Origin of the sequence: Chitinibacter bivalviorum (assembly GCF_013403565.1) — a bacterium.
GTDB lineage: Bacteria > Pseudomonadota > Gammaproteobacteria > Burkholderiales > Chitinibacteraceae > Chitinibacter > Chitinibacter bivalviorum.
Window position 1 is genome coordinate 1,081,090 of sequence record NZ_CP058627.1, and the last position, 14,464, is coordinate 1,095,553.

A 14,464-nucleotide genomic window follows, 5' to 3' on the forward strand; every position below is an offset into this window, starting at 1 on the left:
TTTCCTTGTTTGTACTCCTCCCTGTGTTCCCCGCCCCGTAGCGATACGGTCGCGGGGATTTTTTTGGAGAATTCAAATGTCTTTTCGCTGTCACTTAGAAGACGTTGAGCTCAACGTTGAAATTGATTACGAACCGGCACAGAACGGTGGTTTAACTGATCCTTCATGGGATGCGTCGCTGGAAGTGACTGAAATCAAGACACTTCATGGTGATGACATTTCATCGATCATCAATCGCGACCAACTAGTGCAAATTGAGTCGCAGATCTGGGATGCGATTAAAGAAGAACGCGAAGCTGATGAAGCCGAACGCTATGAACGGAGGGCCGCATGATTAACTCCCCATACTCGCTTGGCATCGCATCGCTCTACTCTTTGGAGGCGTTGCTTGATGCAGAAGCGACCAGAAACCATTGCCCAGTAAAGCGCGAACTTCTTGAGAAATGGCTGGCAGATGATGACCAAACCTTATCTGCTTTTATTCATGAATGCCTAGCCCGTGGTTATCGCTACACGGCTCGTCGTTACAACGGACTTCCTATTTTGGTACCCCTGCAATGAACCCACTCAAACTCTGGAAAGACACACGGCCCGAGCAGGATTCCTCGGGCTTTTTTTCGATCATCGTTCTGCTGTTTTACATCTTGGCGGCCATTGCAGTGTTGATGTGGTTTGCCTCCCTCATTCATGGAGTAACGTCATGAACGCACCGACGCGTGAAGAATTCCTAGCCCAACGCATGAAGGGTATTGGCGGCAGCGATGCTGGCACGATCATGGGCGCAAACCCATATAAAACAGCCTATGAGCTGTACTTGGAAAAACGCCAAGAGCTTGAAGCCGAAGATATTGGCGATAAGTTGCCCGTCAAAATTGGCATTGATCTTGAAGACTTTGTTGCCAAGGAATACCAAGACCAGACGGGCTTCAAAGTCCAACGCTTCAACAATCAACTGCAGCATCCCGATCACCCATGGATGCTAGGCAATCTTGATCGCGTTGTTTCGCTGGATGGCAAAGCGCCAGCGCATAAAGGTGAATTGCGCACCAAGCGCCTGCTGGAGTGCAAAACAGCACTTGGCCGATTCCTTGATAAAACGATGTGGGGGCCTAGCGGCACCGACCAAGTGCCAGAGCACTACTTCTTCCAGTGCATGCACTATCTGGCTGTCTCTGGTGCCGATCAGATCGATCTGGCCGTGCTACTGGCTGGGCCTGAAGTCCGCATTTACCACATTGTGCGCGACGAAGAGCTGATTGCCTTAATGATCAAGGTAGAAGGCACGTTCTGGCAGCAAGTTCAGTCAGGCAAAGCACCTGAAATGGATTTCAATCACCCCACCACTGGCGCCCTACTTGATCGCCTTTATCCAGGTACAGATGGATCAACGATTGAGCTACCTGCAACCGCCGAACACTGGCAGCAAGTCATGGCCGACGCTAAAGAGCAAAAGGCCTTGTACGAGAAAGTAGCAGAAGGTGCAAAAAACCACATCCTGCACCTAATGGGCAATGCCGCCATTGCTAAGCTACCCGATGGCACGGCCTTCACCCGTAAGGTCATTAAAAAGAAAGCCTTCAGCGTAGAAGCCACTGAATACGTTGATTTTCGCTACACCAAGAATCCGAAGGAATAACAGACCATGGAAAATCTCCCCACTTTCGCACCGCAAGATACATCAACTGCGGCGCTAGTTCTTGATACTCAAACCCTCAACAACATGATGTCTGTCGCCAATATCATGGCAACAGGCATCAGTACTGTGCCAAAGCACCTACAGAAAAACTCTGGCGATTGTCTTGCCGTAGTGATGCAGGCTGTGCAGTGGGGCATGAACCCTTTTGCCGTGGCGCAAAAAACTCACCTGGTGAATGGTGTGCTGGGCTATGAAGCGCAGCTGGTCAATGCAGTAGCTCAGTCATCTGGCGCAGTTTCTAGTCGCTTCCACTACGAATACCAAGGTGAAGGTGAAAATGTTTCATGCCGCGTTGGTGCGACGTTGACCGGTGAGAAGGAAATTACTTGGGGCGAGTGGCTGAGCGCATCGAAGGTCACCACCAAAAACTCACCACTATGGAAAACCAACCCTAAGCAGCAACTAGGCTACCTTCAAGTGAAAAACTGGTGCCGCGCATTCTGCCCAGGTGCGATTCTCGGCGTTTACACCCCAGACGAGCTGGAAGAAATCGACGTTACGCCTCAAGCAACACCGACTGCGACGACCCAAAACGCGCAGCCTGGCACTCGAGCACAGTCAGCAAAAGAACGTGCCGCGGCAAAAGCGGCATCAATCGAAAGCACGGCGCGCGTGATTAACACCATCACGCTAGAAGAAATCATTGCTCGATTGAACAAGGTACAAACACCAGAAGAACTGGGGGAGCTCGATCAGCTCAGCATGCAAATGACGCAAGCAGACCGTGACGAATATACCGGAGCTCGCCGCATTCGACTCCAGATGCTACGTGCACAGTCGACAACTCAAGCGCCGGCTGGTAACGCAGCTGAAGAGGACGTTCCACAGTAACTATCACGCCACCATTCGATCTACTACACGCTCAGCGGCTGTTTTTCCCTCGTCCAATATGATCTGCTCATTTTGTAATGGCCGTTCTCTTGATTCGGAGTAGTGAGTGCCATCAATTGTGAAATCCCAATTCCAGCTGCCTTTGCGCTCCGATGTATTGATCTGAATGGTGTGACCTTTGTACTCGTATGACGTTGTAGACATTCCGTTCTCCATGGATTTCTTTTGAGGATACGGGAGTTACAACCCAGCGAAAAGAAACGCAATTTAGCCGTACTTTTGACGCCACTTATTACCCAAAAGGAAACCGCCATGAATGCCCCTCAAGACTTTCGCACCATGACCACAGAAACAGTCGGCAAAGACTTGCTGAATGCGTTAATGCAGGAAATCCGCTTATTGCCTGATGTTTGGCAGAAACTATCAAAGGCCAAGCAAGACGATGTGATTGATCGCTTGCGTAATCGCGTTGAATCGAACATCAAAATGGCTGTGCACACCCTCGCCAGCGCTGGCCGTACAGTGGTTGCGGGTGATCTGGAGCAGATCACGATTAAAGATGGCGTTAAAGCCGTGGTTAAATTTGGTGCATCTACTCCAAACCTTCACCAGTTGTATGAGGCCAGCAGCAAAGCTGTTTTGGTCGTCGTCGCCAACCCCGGTGATCACACTGGCGGCATGGATGAAGTTACTGGCGAATCGGATCAACGCGGCCTAGATCTTGGTCATGAGTACCACGATAACGATGGTGGCGGCATGGATGAAAAGCGCAGTGATGACTCTAATGTTGTCGACGCTGAATTCTACGCACTCCCCGCACCTGGCTTTGAATCCGTAACCGAAGAAGAACTTGAGCAGACTTTTAATGATGGCTATGCCGCAGCAGAGGAAGGCAAGCTGGAGAGCGATTGCCCGATCCTGAAGGGTGAGCTGTGCATTGCTTGGGTCAAAGGCTGGAAGCACCACCATGCTGAAGCATTTGAAAACAATCAAACCGATGTTCAACAACAGTCCGAAACAGTCACCTCATTGGTCAAATACCGCAATCCGAACGACCCAAGCCAGACTTGGACAGGTCGCGGCCGTCAACCAGCATGGATACAAGACTGGGTCGCCAATGGCGGTACGCTTGAAGAGCTCGAAGATCAATCCGACAAGGAATAAAACATGTCTGAGCAAATATCTGTAGAGGAATCCCGCATCAAACAGTTAGAGCAGCAGCTACAGGCTGCAGATGTGCGGATTAAAGAATTGGAAGCGGCATTAGTGCTGTCGCACCTACCTTCAGATTCCCGAAAAAACGTCATTGATTTGGTTCAGGAGGCAGCATGAGCGACCAGCAAAGACTGATGTTGGCATACAAGCGAGAGCTTGAGCAGCGTGCACCAATCCACGGCAAGACTGATAAACGATAGCCCTCTTCTGAGGGCATTTTTACACCCAAAGGAATCACAATGAAATCATCTATTGCAGAAATCACCCCAATCCTCGGCACTTCAATGGGCGGCGGCTTTTACGCTGGCCGCATTATGATCGACGGCAAAGCCTTTGCGCTGATCGCCTCCCCAAAAGCTGAGGGCGAAACCGAGAAAGAATGGATCTCCGATTATCAAGATGTGCCTGGCGCCAAATCGTACAACGATGGTCTCGCCAACACGATTGCAATGGCCGAGGCCGGTAGTGAGCTAGCGCAATGGGCGCGGGACCTGCGCATTGCTGACCATGACGACTGGTATATCCCGTCGCAAGATGAGCTGGAGATCATCTACCGCAACTTGAAACCAACTGCGCGCGAAAACTCGCAGTACGGCCGCGCAGGTATCAACGTCTCAGCGATTGAGCCAACCCGCCCATACACGCCTGAATTACCAGCACAGACCCAAGCTGAAGCCTTTCAAGAAGGCGGTGACGAAGCGTTCGAAACCGAGTGGTACTGGACGTCTACTCAGCACGCTTCGGATTCGAATTATGCATGGATTCAGTATTTAGACAACGGCAACCAGACTAACTACTTCAAGACTAACGAGTTCCGTGCCCGAGCCGTCCGCAGATTAGCCATTTAATCATTTATCAATTTAAAGGGGTTTCTCAATATGACCATCACCATTGAACAGCTCGAAACCAAACAGGCCGAGCTCGCCACCGAACAAACCGAACTAGCCAAGCAAATCGCTAAGTTCAAGGCGCAAAACACCATTGCGCAAGTCATCGCCCTCCCCGAAGCCCGCATCGAACTGCGCGAAGGCGAGCATTACGCTGGTTTCTTGGTCGGCAAGGATGGCGTAGCAGGTCATCACGTCATTCTATTGCCTGAACAGGCCGAAGACATTAAATGGGCTGATGCGGTGAAGTGGGCCGCGGAGCAAGGTGGTGAGCTGCCCACCCGCCGTGAGCAGGCTTTGCTTTTTGCCAATCTGAAAGAGCAGTTTAAAGCGGCTTGGTACTGGTCTAGCGAAACGCACGCTTCGGATTCTAATTGTGCATGGATTCAGGGTTTCGACAACGGCTACCAGAATTACTACGACAAGACTAACGAGTTCCGTGCCCGAGCCGTCCGCAGATTAGCCATTTAATCATTTATCAATTTAAAGGGGTTTCTCAATATGACCATCACCATTGAACAGCTCGAAACCAAACAGGCCGAGCTCGCCACCGAACAAACCGAACTAGCCAAGCAAATCGCTAAGTTCAAGGCGCAAAACACCATTGCGCAAGTCATCGCCCTCCCCGAAGCCCGCATCGAACTGCGCGAAGGCGAGCATTACGCTGGTTTCTTGGTCGGCAAGGATGGCGTAGCAGGTCATCACGTCATTCTATTGCCTGAACAGGCCGAAGACATTAAATGGGCTGATGCGGTGAAGTGGGCCGCGGAGCAAGGTGGTGAGCTGCCCACCCGCCGTGAGCAGGCTTTGCTTTTTGCCAATCTGAAAGAGCAGTTTAAAGCGGCTTGGTACTGGTCTAGCGAAACGCACGCTTCGGATTCAGATTTTGCATGGACTCAGGATTTCTACTACGGCTTCCAGGATAACGACGACAAGACTTACGAGTTCCGTGCCCGAGCCGTCCGCAGATTAACAATTGAGTAATTTAACTATTTGGTTTTAACCATGGCTTTACACACCGATCTACCGATTTATAAGCAGGCCTATGACTTACTCGACGTTGTAACTGACTTGAGCAAGAACATGCCACGCGACTTCAAGCACAGCATCGGCGGCAAGTTGCGTGATGAATGCGTGGAAATCTTGCTGCTTATATTTCGGGCGAACGTGAACCGGAATAAAGCGCCTCATCTCACCGATTTGATCGAACGACTTCAGGTTACTGAGTTATTGCTTCGGTTGTCGCGAGATAAGCGCTTTATTTCAATTCCCCAGTACGCCAAGGGAATCGAGCTCACGAACAGTATCGGCAAGCAAGCCAGTGGGTGGCGACGCAACGCAGCATCGTCTGTTTCGTGATGGTCACGGCCATTGCGACTGTACGATTTTAATCTGGTCGTGCGACTGGCCAACAAGGCCACTCCCATGCGCAACACAGAAACCACTGGCAGCAGCCAACAGGTCTCGCGCAGTTTCTTCGCTGATCGGCACGGCCTTCGGCGAAGCGACGTAGATAGCACGAATCAACGCTTCGGATTCAAATTATGCATGGAATCAGAATTTCAACAACGGCAACCAGAATAACAACAACAAGACTAACGAGTTCCGTGCCCGAGCCGTCCGCAGATCAAACCAAATCCGCGCACCACCCCGACTTTACCTTTGAAGAGCTTGTGCAAGCGTATTTCGATTGCCGAAAATCAAAGCGCAACAGTGGAAGCGCCCTAGCCTTTGAGCAAAGGCTGGAGCGCAACCTTTTCCGGCTTTATGACGAATTGAAAACCAATCGTTATCAGCCAGGTAAATCAATTTGCTTTGTGATTACGAGGCCCAAGCCACGCGAAGTATGGGCGGCTGATTTTCGTGATCGCATTGTGCATCACCTGTTTTACAACCGCGTCGCGCCACGCTTTTATGCCAGTTTTATTGCTGATAGCTGCGCCTGCATCCCTGGGCGCGGCACGCTGTACGGCGCGAAACGGCTTGAATCGAAAGTGCGCAGCATCACGCAGAACTGGAGCCAGCCAGCGCATTACCTAAAGCTCGATCTGGCGAACTTCTTTGTCAGCATCGACAAGCGCATTCTACGCGAGCAGCTGGCTAAAAGAATTCACGAACCTTGGTGGATTGCATTGGTCGAGACGATTCTGTTTCACGATCCACGCCAAGACTATGAATTGCGAGGCAATCCAGCCTTGCTTGAGCGCGTACCGGCGCACAAACGGCTGACGAATCACCCTGCCAATCTTGGCTTGCCGATAGGCAATCTGAGCAGCCAGTTTTTCGCCAACGTGTACCTGAACGAGCTGGATCAGTTTGTGAAGCACCAGATCGGCGCGAAGCATTACATCCGTTATGTCGATGACTTCATTCTGTTGCACGAATCGCCGCAATGGCTGAATGCAGCCAAGGTCAGGATTGAAACATTCTTAGCCGAACGACTCGCGGCAAAAATTAACCAGAGCAAAACCATTCTGCAGCCAGTCGCGCGCGGCGTGGATTTTGTCGGGCAAGTCATCAAACCGTGGCGGCGTGAAGTGCGCAAACGCTCAACCAACGAAGCCATGCGCAAAGTCGCCACGATGCCCGCAAGCGAATTATTTGAGACGGCTAATAGCTACTTTGGCCTATTCCGCCAATCCAGCGCCGGACATCACCAGTGCGCGAAGCTTGCCAATATTCTGCGTCGCCGTGGGCACACGATTAGCGGTGATGTGACTAAAACCTATCGGAAGAATTATGGAGCAAGCCATGCAAATCCACTGCCGATGCAACCACCAGGCCCCGTTTGAGCAGTTCACCACCACGCTAACAGGTGAACTACCGAAGGGGCAGTACCAATGCCCTGCTTGTGGCCATGCTTGGCGACTAGCACAAGACCAACCAGCCCGTTTAACCAGAACGGGCTTTTTTATGCCAGCGACCGTGAAGATTGTTGGGGCGCAGGCGCAGATTTAGGAGTGATGATGAATGAGTTGGCTCTTTTCGCAGGCGCTGGCGGAGGAATACTTGGGGGGGCTACTCGGATGGAGAACAGTCTGCGCAGTTGAGCGTGATGCCTACGCGGCACAAGTTTTGGCGCAACGACAAAACGATGGAATTCTCAAGCCTTTCCCAATTTGGTCTGACGTGCGTAGTTTTGACGGAAGGCCGTGGAATGGAATTGCTGACGTTGTTTCTGGCGGATTCCCATGCCAAGACATCAGCGTTGCAGGTAGAGGGGCCGGAATTAGCGGGGAGCGATCTGGCTTATGGAAGCACATGCTCCGAATCATTTGCGAAGTACAACCCGCATTTGCATGGATGGAAAACAGCCCAGCGCTCACTCTTCGAGGACTTGGAGTTGTCCTTGGAGACCTGGCCGAAATCGGGTTTGATGCGCAATGGGGAGTGTTTTCATGTGAACAAGTCGGAGGGATTCACAGACGGGAGCGGATCTGGATTAAAGCTGCCAACACCAAGCGCAAACGAAGGCAAGGGATCGAGCAAAAACAGGTACCGAAATTCAGCCGCCTACCGTGGTGCGAAAACATCGGAAGCGTTGAGGATTTGCGAGGACGATCCGATTTACCTGAACCCCTTATTCGCAGAGTTAATCATGATGTGGCCTTTGGGGTGGACCGGCTTAAAGCCATTGGAAATGGACAAGTTCCAAGAGTGGCTGCAGCAGCATACGCCAGCTTAAATCAAATATTTTGAACAAATCAACAAAGCCTAACCGCCCTCACCCGAGGGCTTTTTTGCGGAGAACGCAATGAGCGAAAATCTACAAAACCTGAAGTTGAAAAAAGTGTTTCGTGGCGAGGAAGGTTTCTACGATCTGGACCTTGCCAATGAGCCAGCCAGTATTGCACTAGAGATTGGCGAGAAATATGCCCGCCGCATCGTGGCCTGCGTGAATGTGCTCGCCGATTGCAAAACTGAAGATATTGAATACTGTATCGAACATAAATGGTCGCCGTTCAGTGGTAATGTTTTTGCTTCACGGGTCAAATTGCAACGAGAGCGCGACAAGCTGCTAGCGGCGCTGAAACTACTCACCAACGACACCACTTGCGCAATTGATGGCAGTTTGTCATGGCTAGCCCTTGGCAAGACACTCTCACTGGCTAAAGACATTATCGCAAAAGTAGCGAAGCCATGACTCGCCAGCAGTGGGAGCACCAAGTGCTAATGCGGGTTAAGCGTGACGGTGGCTTTTCAATGTTCTGGGTTACTGAAAATGGTCACCGCGCTGCAGCCGCAACTCGATTGGTCGAATCAGGAAAAATCATTAGGCAGCCCGATCAATATCCGTGGTGTGCCTATCAAATCAACCAAGCGCCCTGCTAGTCAAGGCTTTTTTCCACCTGTTTGGAGAAGAAATCATGGTCAATTACGTCATGATCCCAAAGTTCTGCGAAATGACTGGATATACAGACCGGGCTGTTCGTAGCAAAATCTATGAGGGCGTGTGGGTTGAAGGAATCCACTACCGGCGTTCCTCTGACCGACACATTTTCATTAACTTAACGGAATTTGAAAAATGGGTAGAGGGGCAAAGCTACGCTTCCCAGGCATCGTCGCAAGGGAAAGCAGCATAAAGCTCTGGTTTATGTATCAAGGGAAGCGGCATTGGCAGTCGTTAAAGCTTGATCCAACACCAGCAAATCTGAAGCACGCAAGCAAACTTAGGGAGGAAATAACACAGAAGATTGCCTATGGCATTTTCAATTATCAAGAGTATTTTCCTGATTCGAAGATAGCCAAGGACATGATCGAGGCAACACACGCCCCGACATTTCGGGAGTATTCGGTTCGTTGGATGACTGCCAATTCACACTTGGCCACGTCAACGCTGCATGACTACCGAAAACGGCTCGATCATTATGTATTGCCGAAAATCGGTGAAAAACCGATGAACACGATTACTTATGGCGATATTGCCGAGCTATTGGGTTCAATTGAATGGGGATCGATGAAAACGCGGAATAACACCTGCACAGTAATCAGACAACCATTTGAGATGGCCTTTTTAGATGGTGCGATCGACGCAAACCCAGCGGCCAGACTGAAGAACCTCAAAGCGCAAAAAGAACCGCCTGATCCGTTTTCACTTGATGAAGCGAATCAGATAATCAGTATCATGCGGAAAGATTGCGATATGTACGCCAACCTATTTGAGTTTGCTTTCTTTACCGGATTGCGAACATCGGAGCTGTTGGAGGTGAAATGGGGGGATATTGATTGGCAACTGAGCGTTGTTCGCGTTTCGCGCGCCAAAGTTGATGGTGAGGTCAAGGGTACAAAGACTGGTCAAGTTCGTGATGTTGAGCTGAACAGCCGAGCAATTGCCGCGCTGAATCGGCAAAAAGTACATAGTTTCTTGGCGGGGGCTCAGATTTTCATTAATCCGAACACTCGCAAAAGTATTTCAAGGGGATGTGTACTGCATCAGTACTGGGGGCGCATCATGCGCTTATCTGGCTTGAGATATCGGAACCCATACCAGACAAGGCATACTTTTGCGACGCTGAACTTGATGGCCGGAGCAAACCCGATGTGGGTAAGTCGGCAGATGGGTCACACAAGCATGAAAATGTTGCTTGAGGTTTATTCTCGTTGGATTGATTTAGCGGATCGCTCCAGAGAGAAAAACAAGCTAGAAATCATGCTGAATGTGCCAACTGTGTGCCAGTATTTAGAAAAATCATCTTAACCACTTGATTCTAAAGGCATATTCTGGCGGAGGGAGGGGGATTCGAACCCCCGATAGGCTATTAACCTATACACGCTTTCCAGGCGTGCGACTTAAACCACTCATCCATCTCTCCGCGAAGGAGGACGAATCATACGGAGCATGACTTTTTTTGACAAGCATTTTCGCACTTTTACTACGCCAGGATTGGCATCGCGGGCACACACTCAATACATAAAACGCGTACTCATTTCCGCTAGATTAAGCTCCTCCAGAATCTGCCCCATTCGCTCTTTAGCTTGTTTGCGCGGGGCATTGCTGCTTTGACTGGCGATAATGAGCTCATTTTTCATCGAGTGCTCCCAGCCTACCAACTCGGTGACAGTCACTTGATAGCCCTTGGATTGCAGTAGCAAGCAACGCAGTACATTTGTAATTTGGCTACCAAATTCTCGGGTATGGATCGGGTGGCGCCAAATTTCAGCCAAGGGCGTTTTCGCCAATGATTGGCTTTTATGTTTGCGCAGAACGCTGGCCACCTCGGCTTGGCAGCACGGTACCAATACCATGTGCTTTGCATTTTTCTCTAAGCCAAAGCGAATCGCGTCATCGGTGGCGGTATCGCAAGCGTGCAATGCAGTTACGATGTCGATTTGCGCCGGCATTTCCTTCGCGCTTGCAGCTTGCTCCACCAGCATATCTAGAAAGGTCATACGCTCAAACCCACATTGATGTGCCAGCTCGCGGGATTTTTTTACTAGCTCGGCGCGAAATTCAGTGCCGTAGATGTGCCCTGCTGCTTTTGACTTGAAAAACAGATCATAAATAATAAATCCCAAATACGATTTCCCGGCGCCATGATCTACCAGAGTGACATTCTCATGGTGACTCATTACGTCGTCCAGCAAGGGCTCAATGAAGTTAAAAAGGTGATAAACCTGCTTCAGTTTTCGCCGGCTATCTTGGTTGAGCTTTCCGTCTCGCGTTAAAATATGCAGTGCTTTCAGTAGCTCAAGCGATTGGCCTTCACGGATTTCTGGAATTAAATTCATTTAAAGTCCTTACAGGGTATATAACCAAGAGCCAATATATTGGCTGCGTCTAGCTAAATACCCGTGATATAGATAGATATTCCCTTGAGTTTTTTAACTCTGCAGGATATGAGAGCCTGGGCATTGTAAAAATTACCACTCAGGAACTGTAATGCGTGCAATGCAGTCTGTGGATTTAGACGTAAACCTTGATTTTGATTGCCGCTTTTTTTGCCCCAAATTGCCTCATTAGTTTAGCACGCTCACATACTGAATGCGAATGTAAGTGCCTGTTAGTTAATGGAAATTCGTTATTTCTGCTTTGTCTGTTAGTCTTGGGCAAAGTTGTATTTGAGAGTATGTATGTCCCCGATTGAAAAGCCCACCACCGTCGCTCACCCCGTAGAAAATCAGCACTTTGGCACCTGGCAACGTCAGCATATGCGCTGGATAGTGGCCGCCTTAATTGCGCCTTTGGGCATGACGCTCACCGCCTATGGCGTCGTTGAGTTTGGCCCCCAAGCTCAGATCAATATTCACACCGTCACACAAACTTTAGCCACGCCGCCCCTCATCAGTCGCGATGAAAATCAGCAACACGACCGGATGGAAGTGATTCGTAGCGGCGATACCGTGGGGCGTATTTTATCGCGCATGGGCATCATGGATCAGGAAGTGCAAAAATTCATCCAGACCGATGCCACTGCAAAAAAACTATACGAGCTTAGCCCTGGCCGTATTTTACACGCCAGCAGCAATGAAAATGGCGAGATTAGCCAACTGACTTATGTTAACGGCGCGGGTGAACAAGTCCGCATTTCTCGCACAGCGAATCAGCTCAGCGCCAGCAGCGAGCCCGTGGCAACGCAAAAACAAACCTTTATGAAATCTGGGCGAATCAACAGCTCGTTTTTTGCCGCTACCGATGCGGCAGACATCCCAGACGCAATTACCCAGCAACTGATTGACCTTTTCGCCAGTCGTGTCGATTTTCACCATAAATTGCAAAAAGGCGACCAATTTTCGGTGGTATATGAAAGTGAAGTTCATCTTGGCGCTATTGTTCGCCCCGGAAGGATATTGGCGGCGCAATTTATCAATAATGGCAACGTGCACGAGGCCATGTGGTTTGCCGATGGTTCGGAAAACGGCAATTACTATTCGCTCGATGGGCGCAGCCTAAAACAAGGCTTTATCAGCAATCCGGTCAAATTCTCGCGAATTAGCTCTGGCTTCGCGATGCGATTACACCCCGTGCTTTTTACTTGGAAACAGCATCGTGGTGTTGATTACGCCGCACCAACAGGCACAGACATCCAAGTAACCGCCGATGGGATTGTGACCAAAGCGGGCCGCGATGGCGGCTATGGCAATTTTGTTGAAGTAAAGCATGATGGCAAATACAGTACCTTATACGGGCATATGTCGGCCATCGCCAAAGGGCTTAAAGCAGGTCAAGCAGTCAGTCAGGGCCAAGTAATTGGCGCGGTTGGCCAAACTGGGCGAGCGACTGGCCCGCATTTACATTATGAATTTAAGGTCAATGGTCAGCAGGTCGATCCACTGACTGTCGCCATGCCCGAGGGAAAAAAACTATCCACTCAGCAACTGGCTGACTTTGCCCCTTTGGCGCGCACAATGAAACGTCAACTTTCAGTGGCAGGACAGGTAGAATTGGCGCAACTCGATTAATTAAGCCTAGTGCTGGCCTGCCCATATGACTGCAAATCCTTCTCCGCGTTATTTTATCGGCTTAATGACTGGTACCAGCCTTGATGGTATCGATGCGGTGCTGGTTGATTTTGCTACGCCAACACCGGAACTCATAGCAACACATAGCGCAGACATGCCTGATGAATTGCGCGCCGACTTAATGCGCCTGCAATCGCCGTCGGATAATGAAATCCATTTAACGCATTTAGCCGCCAATGCACATAGCCGTGTTTGCGCCGATGTCGTGGCGCACTTACTGCAGCAAGCCAATATCACCGCAGCGCAAATTATCGCTATTGGCAACCATGGGCAAACCATACGTCACCGACCCGAACTGGGGTATACGATTCAAATCGGCAATAATGCTGCTTTAGCGGAATATACTGGCATTACTGTTGTCGGTGATTTTCGCAGTCGCGATATTGCCGCCGGCGGGCAAGGTGCGCCTTTAGTGCCTGCATTTCATCAGGCTATTTTCGGGACAAATCACACAAATAGAGTCATCGTCAATATCGGCGGCATCGCCAATATCAGTTGGCTCGGTCAAGATGGCTATGTTAGCGGCTTTGATAGTGGACCTGGCAATGTGTTAATGGACTTGTGGGTTCAACAGCACAAAGGTCTTCATTACGATGCCAATGGCGAGTGGGCAGCATCCGGTCGGCCAGATGAAGGCCTGTTAACCCAAATGCTATCCGACCCCTATTTTAGCCACCCAGCCCCCAAATCGACTGGCCGAGATCTGTTTCATCGCCATTGGCTCGAGAGTCATCTAGCCCAATTTAATCGCGCAATCAAAGCAGAAGATGTGCAAGCGACTTTGGCGCAATTAACCGCCAGCACAATTGCTAGCGCGATTAATAGCCAAGGTAAAGTCGACGAAGTTTTTGTGTGTGGCGGCGGCGCTTATAACCAGTATTTAATGGACTGCATTGCCGCGCAGCTAGCTTGCCCAGTCTTGAGCACTGCAAATTTGGGCGTAGACCCGAGTTGGGTTGAAGCTTATGCATTTGCATGGCTGGCAATGCGCTGCATTGATCGGCAAAGCGGCAACTTGCCAGCGGTGACGGGCGCCGCAGGCTTGCGCATCCTCGGCGCGATTTATCCTCACTAAGGAATGCCATGACCATCAAACTCGACAAAGACCTTGAATTACGTCTCATCAGCAGCTTGCAGCGCTATCTGGATGAAGAAATGGATCATCAGGCCAGCCAATTGCAGACCCAATTGCTACTTGGTTTTATTCAACAAGAAATCGGGCCACACATCTATAACCAAGCCGTCACTGATGTACAGCAACACCTTCACCAACAAACTGAAGAATTGAACCTGCATTGTTATGCCATTGCCAAAAGCTACTGGGCACCCAAGGGTAGGTAAATCAATTTTGCGCCCAGCCTGATGCGGTATACTC

22 protein-coding genes and 1 tRNA gene are annotated in these 14,464 nt (G+C 50.1%); 20 read left to right on the plus strand and 3 right to left on the minus strand.

Annotation, left to right across the window (positions count from 1 at the left end; genetic code table 11):
• The first annotated feature begins 76 nt into the window (after positions 1-76).
• Genes HQ393_RS05040 through HQ393_RS17895 form a run of 5 tightly spaced genes read left to right on the plus strand, consistent with a single transcriptional unit; the run spans position 77 to position 2,527 of the window.
• Entirely contained in the window at positions 77-334 is a 258-nt protein-coding gene (locus HQ393_RS05040) for a hypothetical protein (RefSeq protein ID WP_179357751.1), read from the plus strand.
• Positions 331-561 carry a hypothetical protein gene (locus HQ393_RS05045; protein WP_179357752.1) on the plus strand — a complete coding sequence of 77 codons (231 nt, stop codon included), beginning with the start codon at positions 331-333 and terminating at the stop codon, positions 559-561. The genes HQ393_RS05040 and HQ393_RS05045 overlap by 4 nt, the downstream gene beginning before the upstream one ends.
• A complete protein-coding gene (locus HQ393_RS05050) occupies positions 558-704 on the plus strand; it encodes a hypothetical protein (protein ID WP_179357753.1) in 147 nt (48 codons plus the stop codon). Before HQ393_RS05045 ends, HQ393_RS05050 begins: the two co-directional genes overlap by 4 nt.
• Positions 701-1,636: a YqaJ viral recombinase family nuclease gene (locus tag HQ393_RS05055; RefSeq protein ID WP_179357754.1), complete on the plus strand. Its 936-nt coding sequence runs from the start codon at positions 701-703 to the stop codon at positions 1,634-1,636. Before HQ393_RS05050 ends, HQ393_RS05055 begins: the two co-directional genes overlap by 4 nt.
• A 6-nt stretch (positions 1,637-1,642) precedes the next feature.
• Complete coding sequence (locus tag HQ393_RS17895) at positions 1,643-2,527, plus strand: RecT family recombinase (protein WP_179357755.1); 885 nt, start codon at positions 1,643-1,645, stop codon at positions 2,525-2,527.
• 3 nt (positions 2,528-2,530) lie between these two features.
• Here HQ393_RS17895 and HQ393_RS05065 read toward each other — a convergent pair whose 3' ends face one another.
• Positions 2,531-2,731 (minus strand): hypothetical protein, encoded by a 201-nt coding sequence (locus HQ393_RS05065; RefSeq protein ID WP_179357756.1) that lies wholly within the window; start codon positions 2,729-2,731, stop codon positions 2,531-2,533.
• Between the two features lie 108 nt (positions 2,732-2,839).
• Here HQ393_RS05065 and HQ393_RS05070 point away from each other — a divergent pair, with 108 nt between their 5' ends.
• The 12 genes from HQ393_RS05070 (at position 2,840) to HQ393_RS05120 (ending at position 10,327) form a co-directional block, all read left to right on the plus strand.
• The gene (locus HQ393_RS05070) at positions 2,840-3,691 is read left to right on the plus strand and encodes an H-NS histone family protein (protein WP_179357757.1); all 852 of its coding nucleotides are present in this window, start codon (positions 2,840-2,842) and stop codon (positions 3,689-3,691) included.
• Between the two features lie 3 nt (positions 3,692-3,694).
• Positions 3,695-3,859 carry a hypothetical protein gene (locus HQ393_RS05075; protein ID WP_179357758.1) on the plus strand — a complete coding sequence of 55 codons (165 nt, stop codon included), beginning with the start codon at positions 3,695-3,697 and terminating at the stop codon, positions 3,857-3,859.
• 122 nt (positions 3,860-3,981) lie between these two features.
• Positions 3,982-4,590, plus strand: a complete 609-nt coding sequence (locus HQ393_RS05080) for an Lcl domain-containing protein (protein WP_218871298.1) — start codon at positions 3,982-3,984, stop codon at positions 4,588-4,590.
• Positions 4,591-4,620: 30 nt separating this feature from the next.
• Positions 4,621-5,100 (plus strand): Lcl C-terminal domain-containing protein, encoded by a 480-nt coding sequence (locus tag HQ393_RS05085; protein ID WP_179357759.1) that lies wholly within the window; start codon positions 4,621-4,623, stop codon positions 5,098-5,100.
• A 30-nt stretch (positions 5,101-5,130) separates the two neighbouring features.
• On the plus strand, positions 5,131-5,613 hold the full coding sequence (locus HQ393_RS05090) for an Lcl C-terminal domain-containing protein (RefSeq protein WP_179357760.1): 483 nt from the start codon (positions 5,131-5,133) through the stop codon (positions 5,611-5,613).
• A gap of 21 nt (positions 5,614-5,634) precedes the next feature.
• A complete protein-coding gene (locus tag HQ393_RS05095) occupies positions 5,635-5,988 on the plus strand; it encodes a four helix bundle protein (protein WP_179357761.1) in 354 nt (117 codons plus the stop codon).
• A gap of 248 nt (positions 5,989-6,236) precedes the next feature.
• Entirely contained in the window at positions 6,237-7,421 is a 1,185-nt protein-coding gene (locus tag HQ393_RS05100; protein WP_246307958.1) for an RNA-directed DNA polymerase, read from the plus strand.
• Positions 7,422-7,599: 178 nt separating this feature from the next.
• Positions 7,600-8,328 (plus strand): DNA cytosine methyltransferase, encoded by a 729-nt coding sequence (locus tag HQ393_RS05105; RefSeq protein ID WP_218871299.1) that lies wholly within the window; start codon positions 7,600-7,602, stop codon positions 8,326-8,328.
• Between the two features lie 55 nt (positions 8,329-8,383).
• The gene (locus tag HQ393_RS05110; RefSeq protein ID WP_179357763.1) at positions 8,384-8,773 is read left to right on the plus strand and encodes a hypothetical protein; all 390 of its coding nucleotides are present in this window, start codon (positions 8,384-8,386) and stop codon (positions 8,771-8,773) included.
• Entirely contained in the window at positions 8,770-8,961 is a 192-nt protein-coding gene (locus HQ393_RS05115; protein WP_179357764.1) for a hypothetical protein, read from the plus strand. The genes HQ393_RS05110 and HQ393_RS05115 overlap by 4 nt, the downstream gene beginning before the upstream one ends.
• 71 nt (positions 8,962-9,032) lie before the next feature.
• Positions 9,033-9,212: an excisionase family protein gene (xisR, locus tag HQ393_RS18190; protein ID WP_498371127.1), complete on the plus strand. Its 180-nt coding sequence runs from the start codon at positions 9,033-9,035 to the stop codon at positions 9,210-9,212.
• Entirely contained in the window at positions 9,155-10,327 is a 1,173-nt protein-coding gene (locus HQ393_RS05120) for a tyrosine-type recombinase/integrase (protein WP_179357765.1), read from the plus strand. Before xisR ends, HQ393_RS05120 begins: the two co-directional genes overlap by 58 nt.
• A 24-nt stretch (positions 10,328-10,351) precedes the next feature.
• Here the strand turns inward: HQ393_RS05120 and HQ393_RS05125 are convergent.
• Positions 10,352-10,442: transfer RNA gene (locus HQ393_RS05125), tRNA-Ser, on the minus strand.
• A 91-nt stretch (positions 10,443-10,533) separates the two neighbouring features.
• Positions 10,534-11,358, minus strand: coding sequence for a class I SAM-dependent methyltransferase (locus tag HQ393_RS05130; protein WP_179357766.1), 825 nt, complete (start codon positions 11,356-11,358; stop codon positions 10,534-10,536).
• 342 nt (positions 11,359-11,700) lie between these two features.
• On the opposite strand from HQ393_RS05130, the gene HQ393_RS05135 reads away from it, so the two are divergent.
• The 3 genes from HQ393_RS05135 to HQ393_RS05145 are packed head-to-tail and all read left to right on the plus strand — an operon-like array spanning position 11,701 to position 14,430.
• On the plus strand, positions 11,701-13,029 hold the full coding sequence (locus tag HQ393_RS05135) for a M23 family metallopeptidase (protein ID WP_179357767.1): 1,329 nt from the start codon (positions 11,701-11,703) through the stop codon (positions 13,027-13,029).
• 25 nt (positions 13,030-13,054) lie between these two features.
• Positions 13,055-14,164, plus strand: a complete 1,110-nt coding sequence (locus HQ393_RS05140) for an anhydro-N-acetylmuramic acid kinase (RefSeq protein ID WP_179357768.1) — start codon at positions 13,055-13,057, stop codon at positions 14,162-14,164.
• A gap of 8 nt (positions 14,165-14,172) precedes the next feature.
• The gene (locus HQ393_RS05145; RefSeq protein WP_179357769.1) at positions 14,173-14,430 is read left to right on the plus strand and encodes a DUF2164 domain-containing protein; all 258 of its coding nucleotides are present in this window, start codon (positions 14,173-14,175) and stop codon (positions 14,428-14,430) included.
• Positions 14,431-14,464 lie beyond the last annotated feature (34 nt).

Bases quoted from the DNA above. Each gene is read 5' to 3' on its own strand.
- HQ393_RS05040 (WP_179357751.1), top strand. From the start codon at position 77: ATGTCTTTTCGCTGTCACTTAGAAGACGTTGAGCTCAACGTTGAAATT.
- HQ393_RS05045 (WP_179357752.1), top strand. From the start codon at position 331: ATGATTAACTCCCCATACTCGCTTGGCATCGCATCGCTCTACTCTTTG.
- HQ393_RS05050 (WP_179357753.1), top strand. From the start codon at position 558: ATGAACCCACTCAAACTCTGGAAAGACACACGGCCCGAGCAGGATTCC.
- HQ393_RS05055 (WP_179357754.1), top strand. From the start codon at position 701: ATGAACGCACCGACGCGTGAAGAATTCCTAGCCCAACGCATGAAGGGT.
- HQ393_RS17895 (WP_179357755.1), top strand. From the start codon at position 1,643: ATGGAAAATCTCCCCACTTTCGCACCGCAAGATACATCAACTGCGGCG.
- HQ393_RS05065 (WP_179357756.1), bottom strand. From the start codon at position 2,731: ATGTCTACAACGTCATACGAGTACAAAGGTCACACCATTCAGATCAAT.
- HQ393_RS05070 (WP_179357757.1), top strand. From the start codon at position 2,840: ATGAATGCCCCTCAAGACTTTCGCACCATGACCACAGAAACAGTCGGC.
- HQ393_RS05075 (WP_179357758.1), top strand. From the start codon at position 3,695: ATGTCTGAGCAAATATCTGTAGAGGAATCCCGCATCAAACAGTTAGAG.
- HQ393_RS05080 (WP_218871298.1), top strand. From the start codon at position 3,982: ATGAAATCATCTATTGCAGAAATCACCCCAATCCTCGGCACTTCAATG.
- HQ393_RS05085 (WP_179357759.1), top strand. From the start codon at position 4,621: ATGACCATCACCATTGAACAGCTCGAAACCAAACAGGCCGAGCTCGCC.
- HQ393_RS05090 (WP_179357760.1), top strand. From the start codon at position 5,131: ATGACCATCACCATTGAACAGCTCGAAACCAAACAGGCCGAGCTCGCC.
- HQ393_RS05095 (WP_179357761.1), top strand. From the start codon at position 5,635: ATGGCTTTACACACCGATCTACCGATTTATAAGCAGGCCTATGACTTA.
- HQ393_RS05105 (WP_218871299.1), top strand. From the start codon at position 7,600: ATGAGTTGGCTCTTTTCGCAGGCGCTGGCGGAGGAATACTTGGGGGGG.
- HQ393_RS05110 (WP_179357763.1), top strand. From the start codon at position 8,384: ATGAGCGAAAATCTACAAAACCTGAAGTTGAAAAAAGTGTTTCGTGGC.
- HQ393_RS05115 (WP_179357764.1), top strand. From the start codon at position 8,770: ATGACTCGCCAGCAGTGGGAGCACCAAGTGCTAATGCGGGTTAAGCGT.
- xisR (WP_498371127.1), top strand. From the start codon at position 9,033: ATGACTGGATATACAGACCGGGCTGTTCGTAGCAAAATCTATGAGGGC.
- HQ393_RS05120 (WP_179357765.1), top strand. From the start codon at position 9,155: ATGGGTAGAGGGGCAAAGCTACGCTTCCCAGGCATCGTCGCAAGGGAA.
- HQ393_RS05130 (WP_179357766.1), bottom strand. From the start codon at position 11,358: ATGAATTTAATTCCAGAAATCCGTGAAGGCCAATCGCTTGAGCTACTG.
- HQ393_RS05135 (WP_179357767.1), top strand. From the start codon at position 11,701: ATGTCCCCGATTGAAAAGCCCACCACCGTCGCTCACCCCGTAGAAAAT.
- HQ393_RS05140 (WP_179357768.1), top strand. From the start codon at position 13,055: ATGACTGCAAATCCTTCTCCGCGTTATTTTATCGGCTTAATGACTGGT.
- HQ393_RS05145 (WP_179357769.1), top strand. From the start codon at position 14,173: ATGACCATCAAACTCGACAAAGACCTTGAATTACGTCTCATCAGCAGC.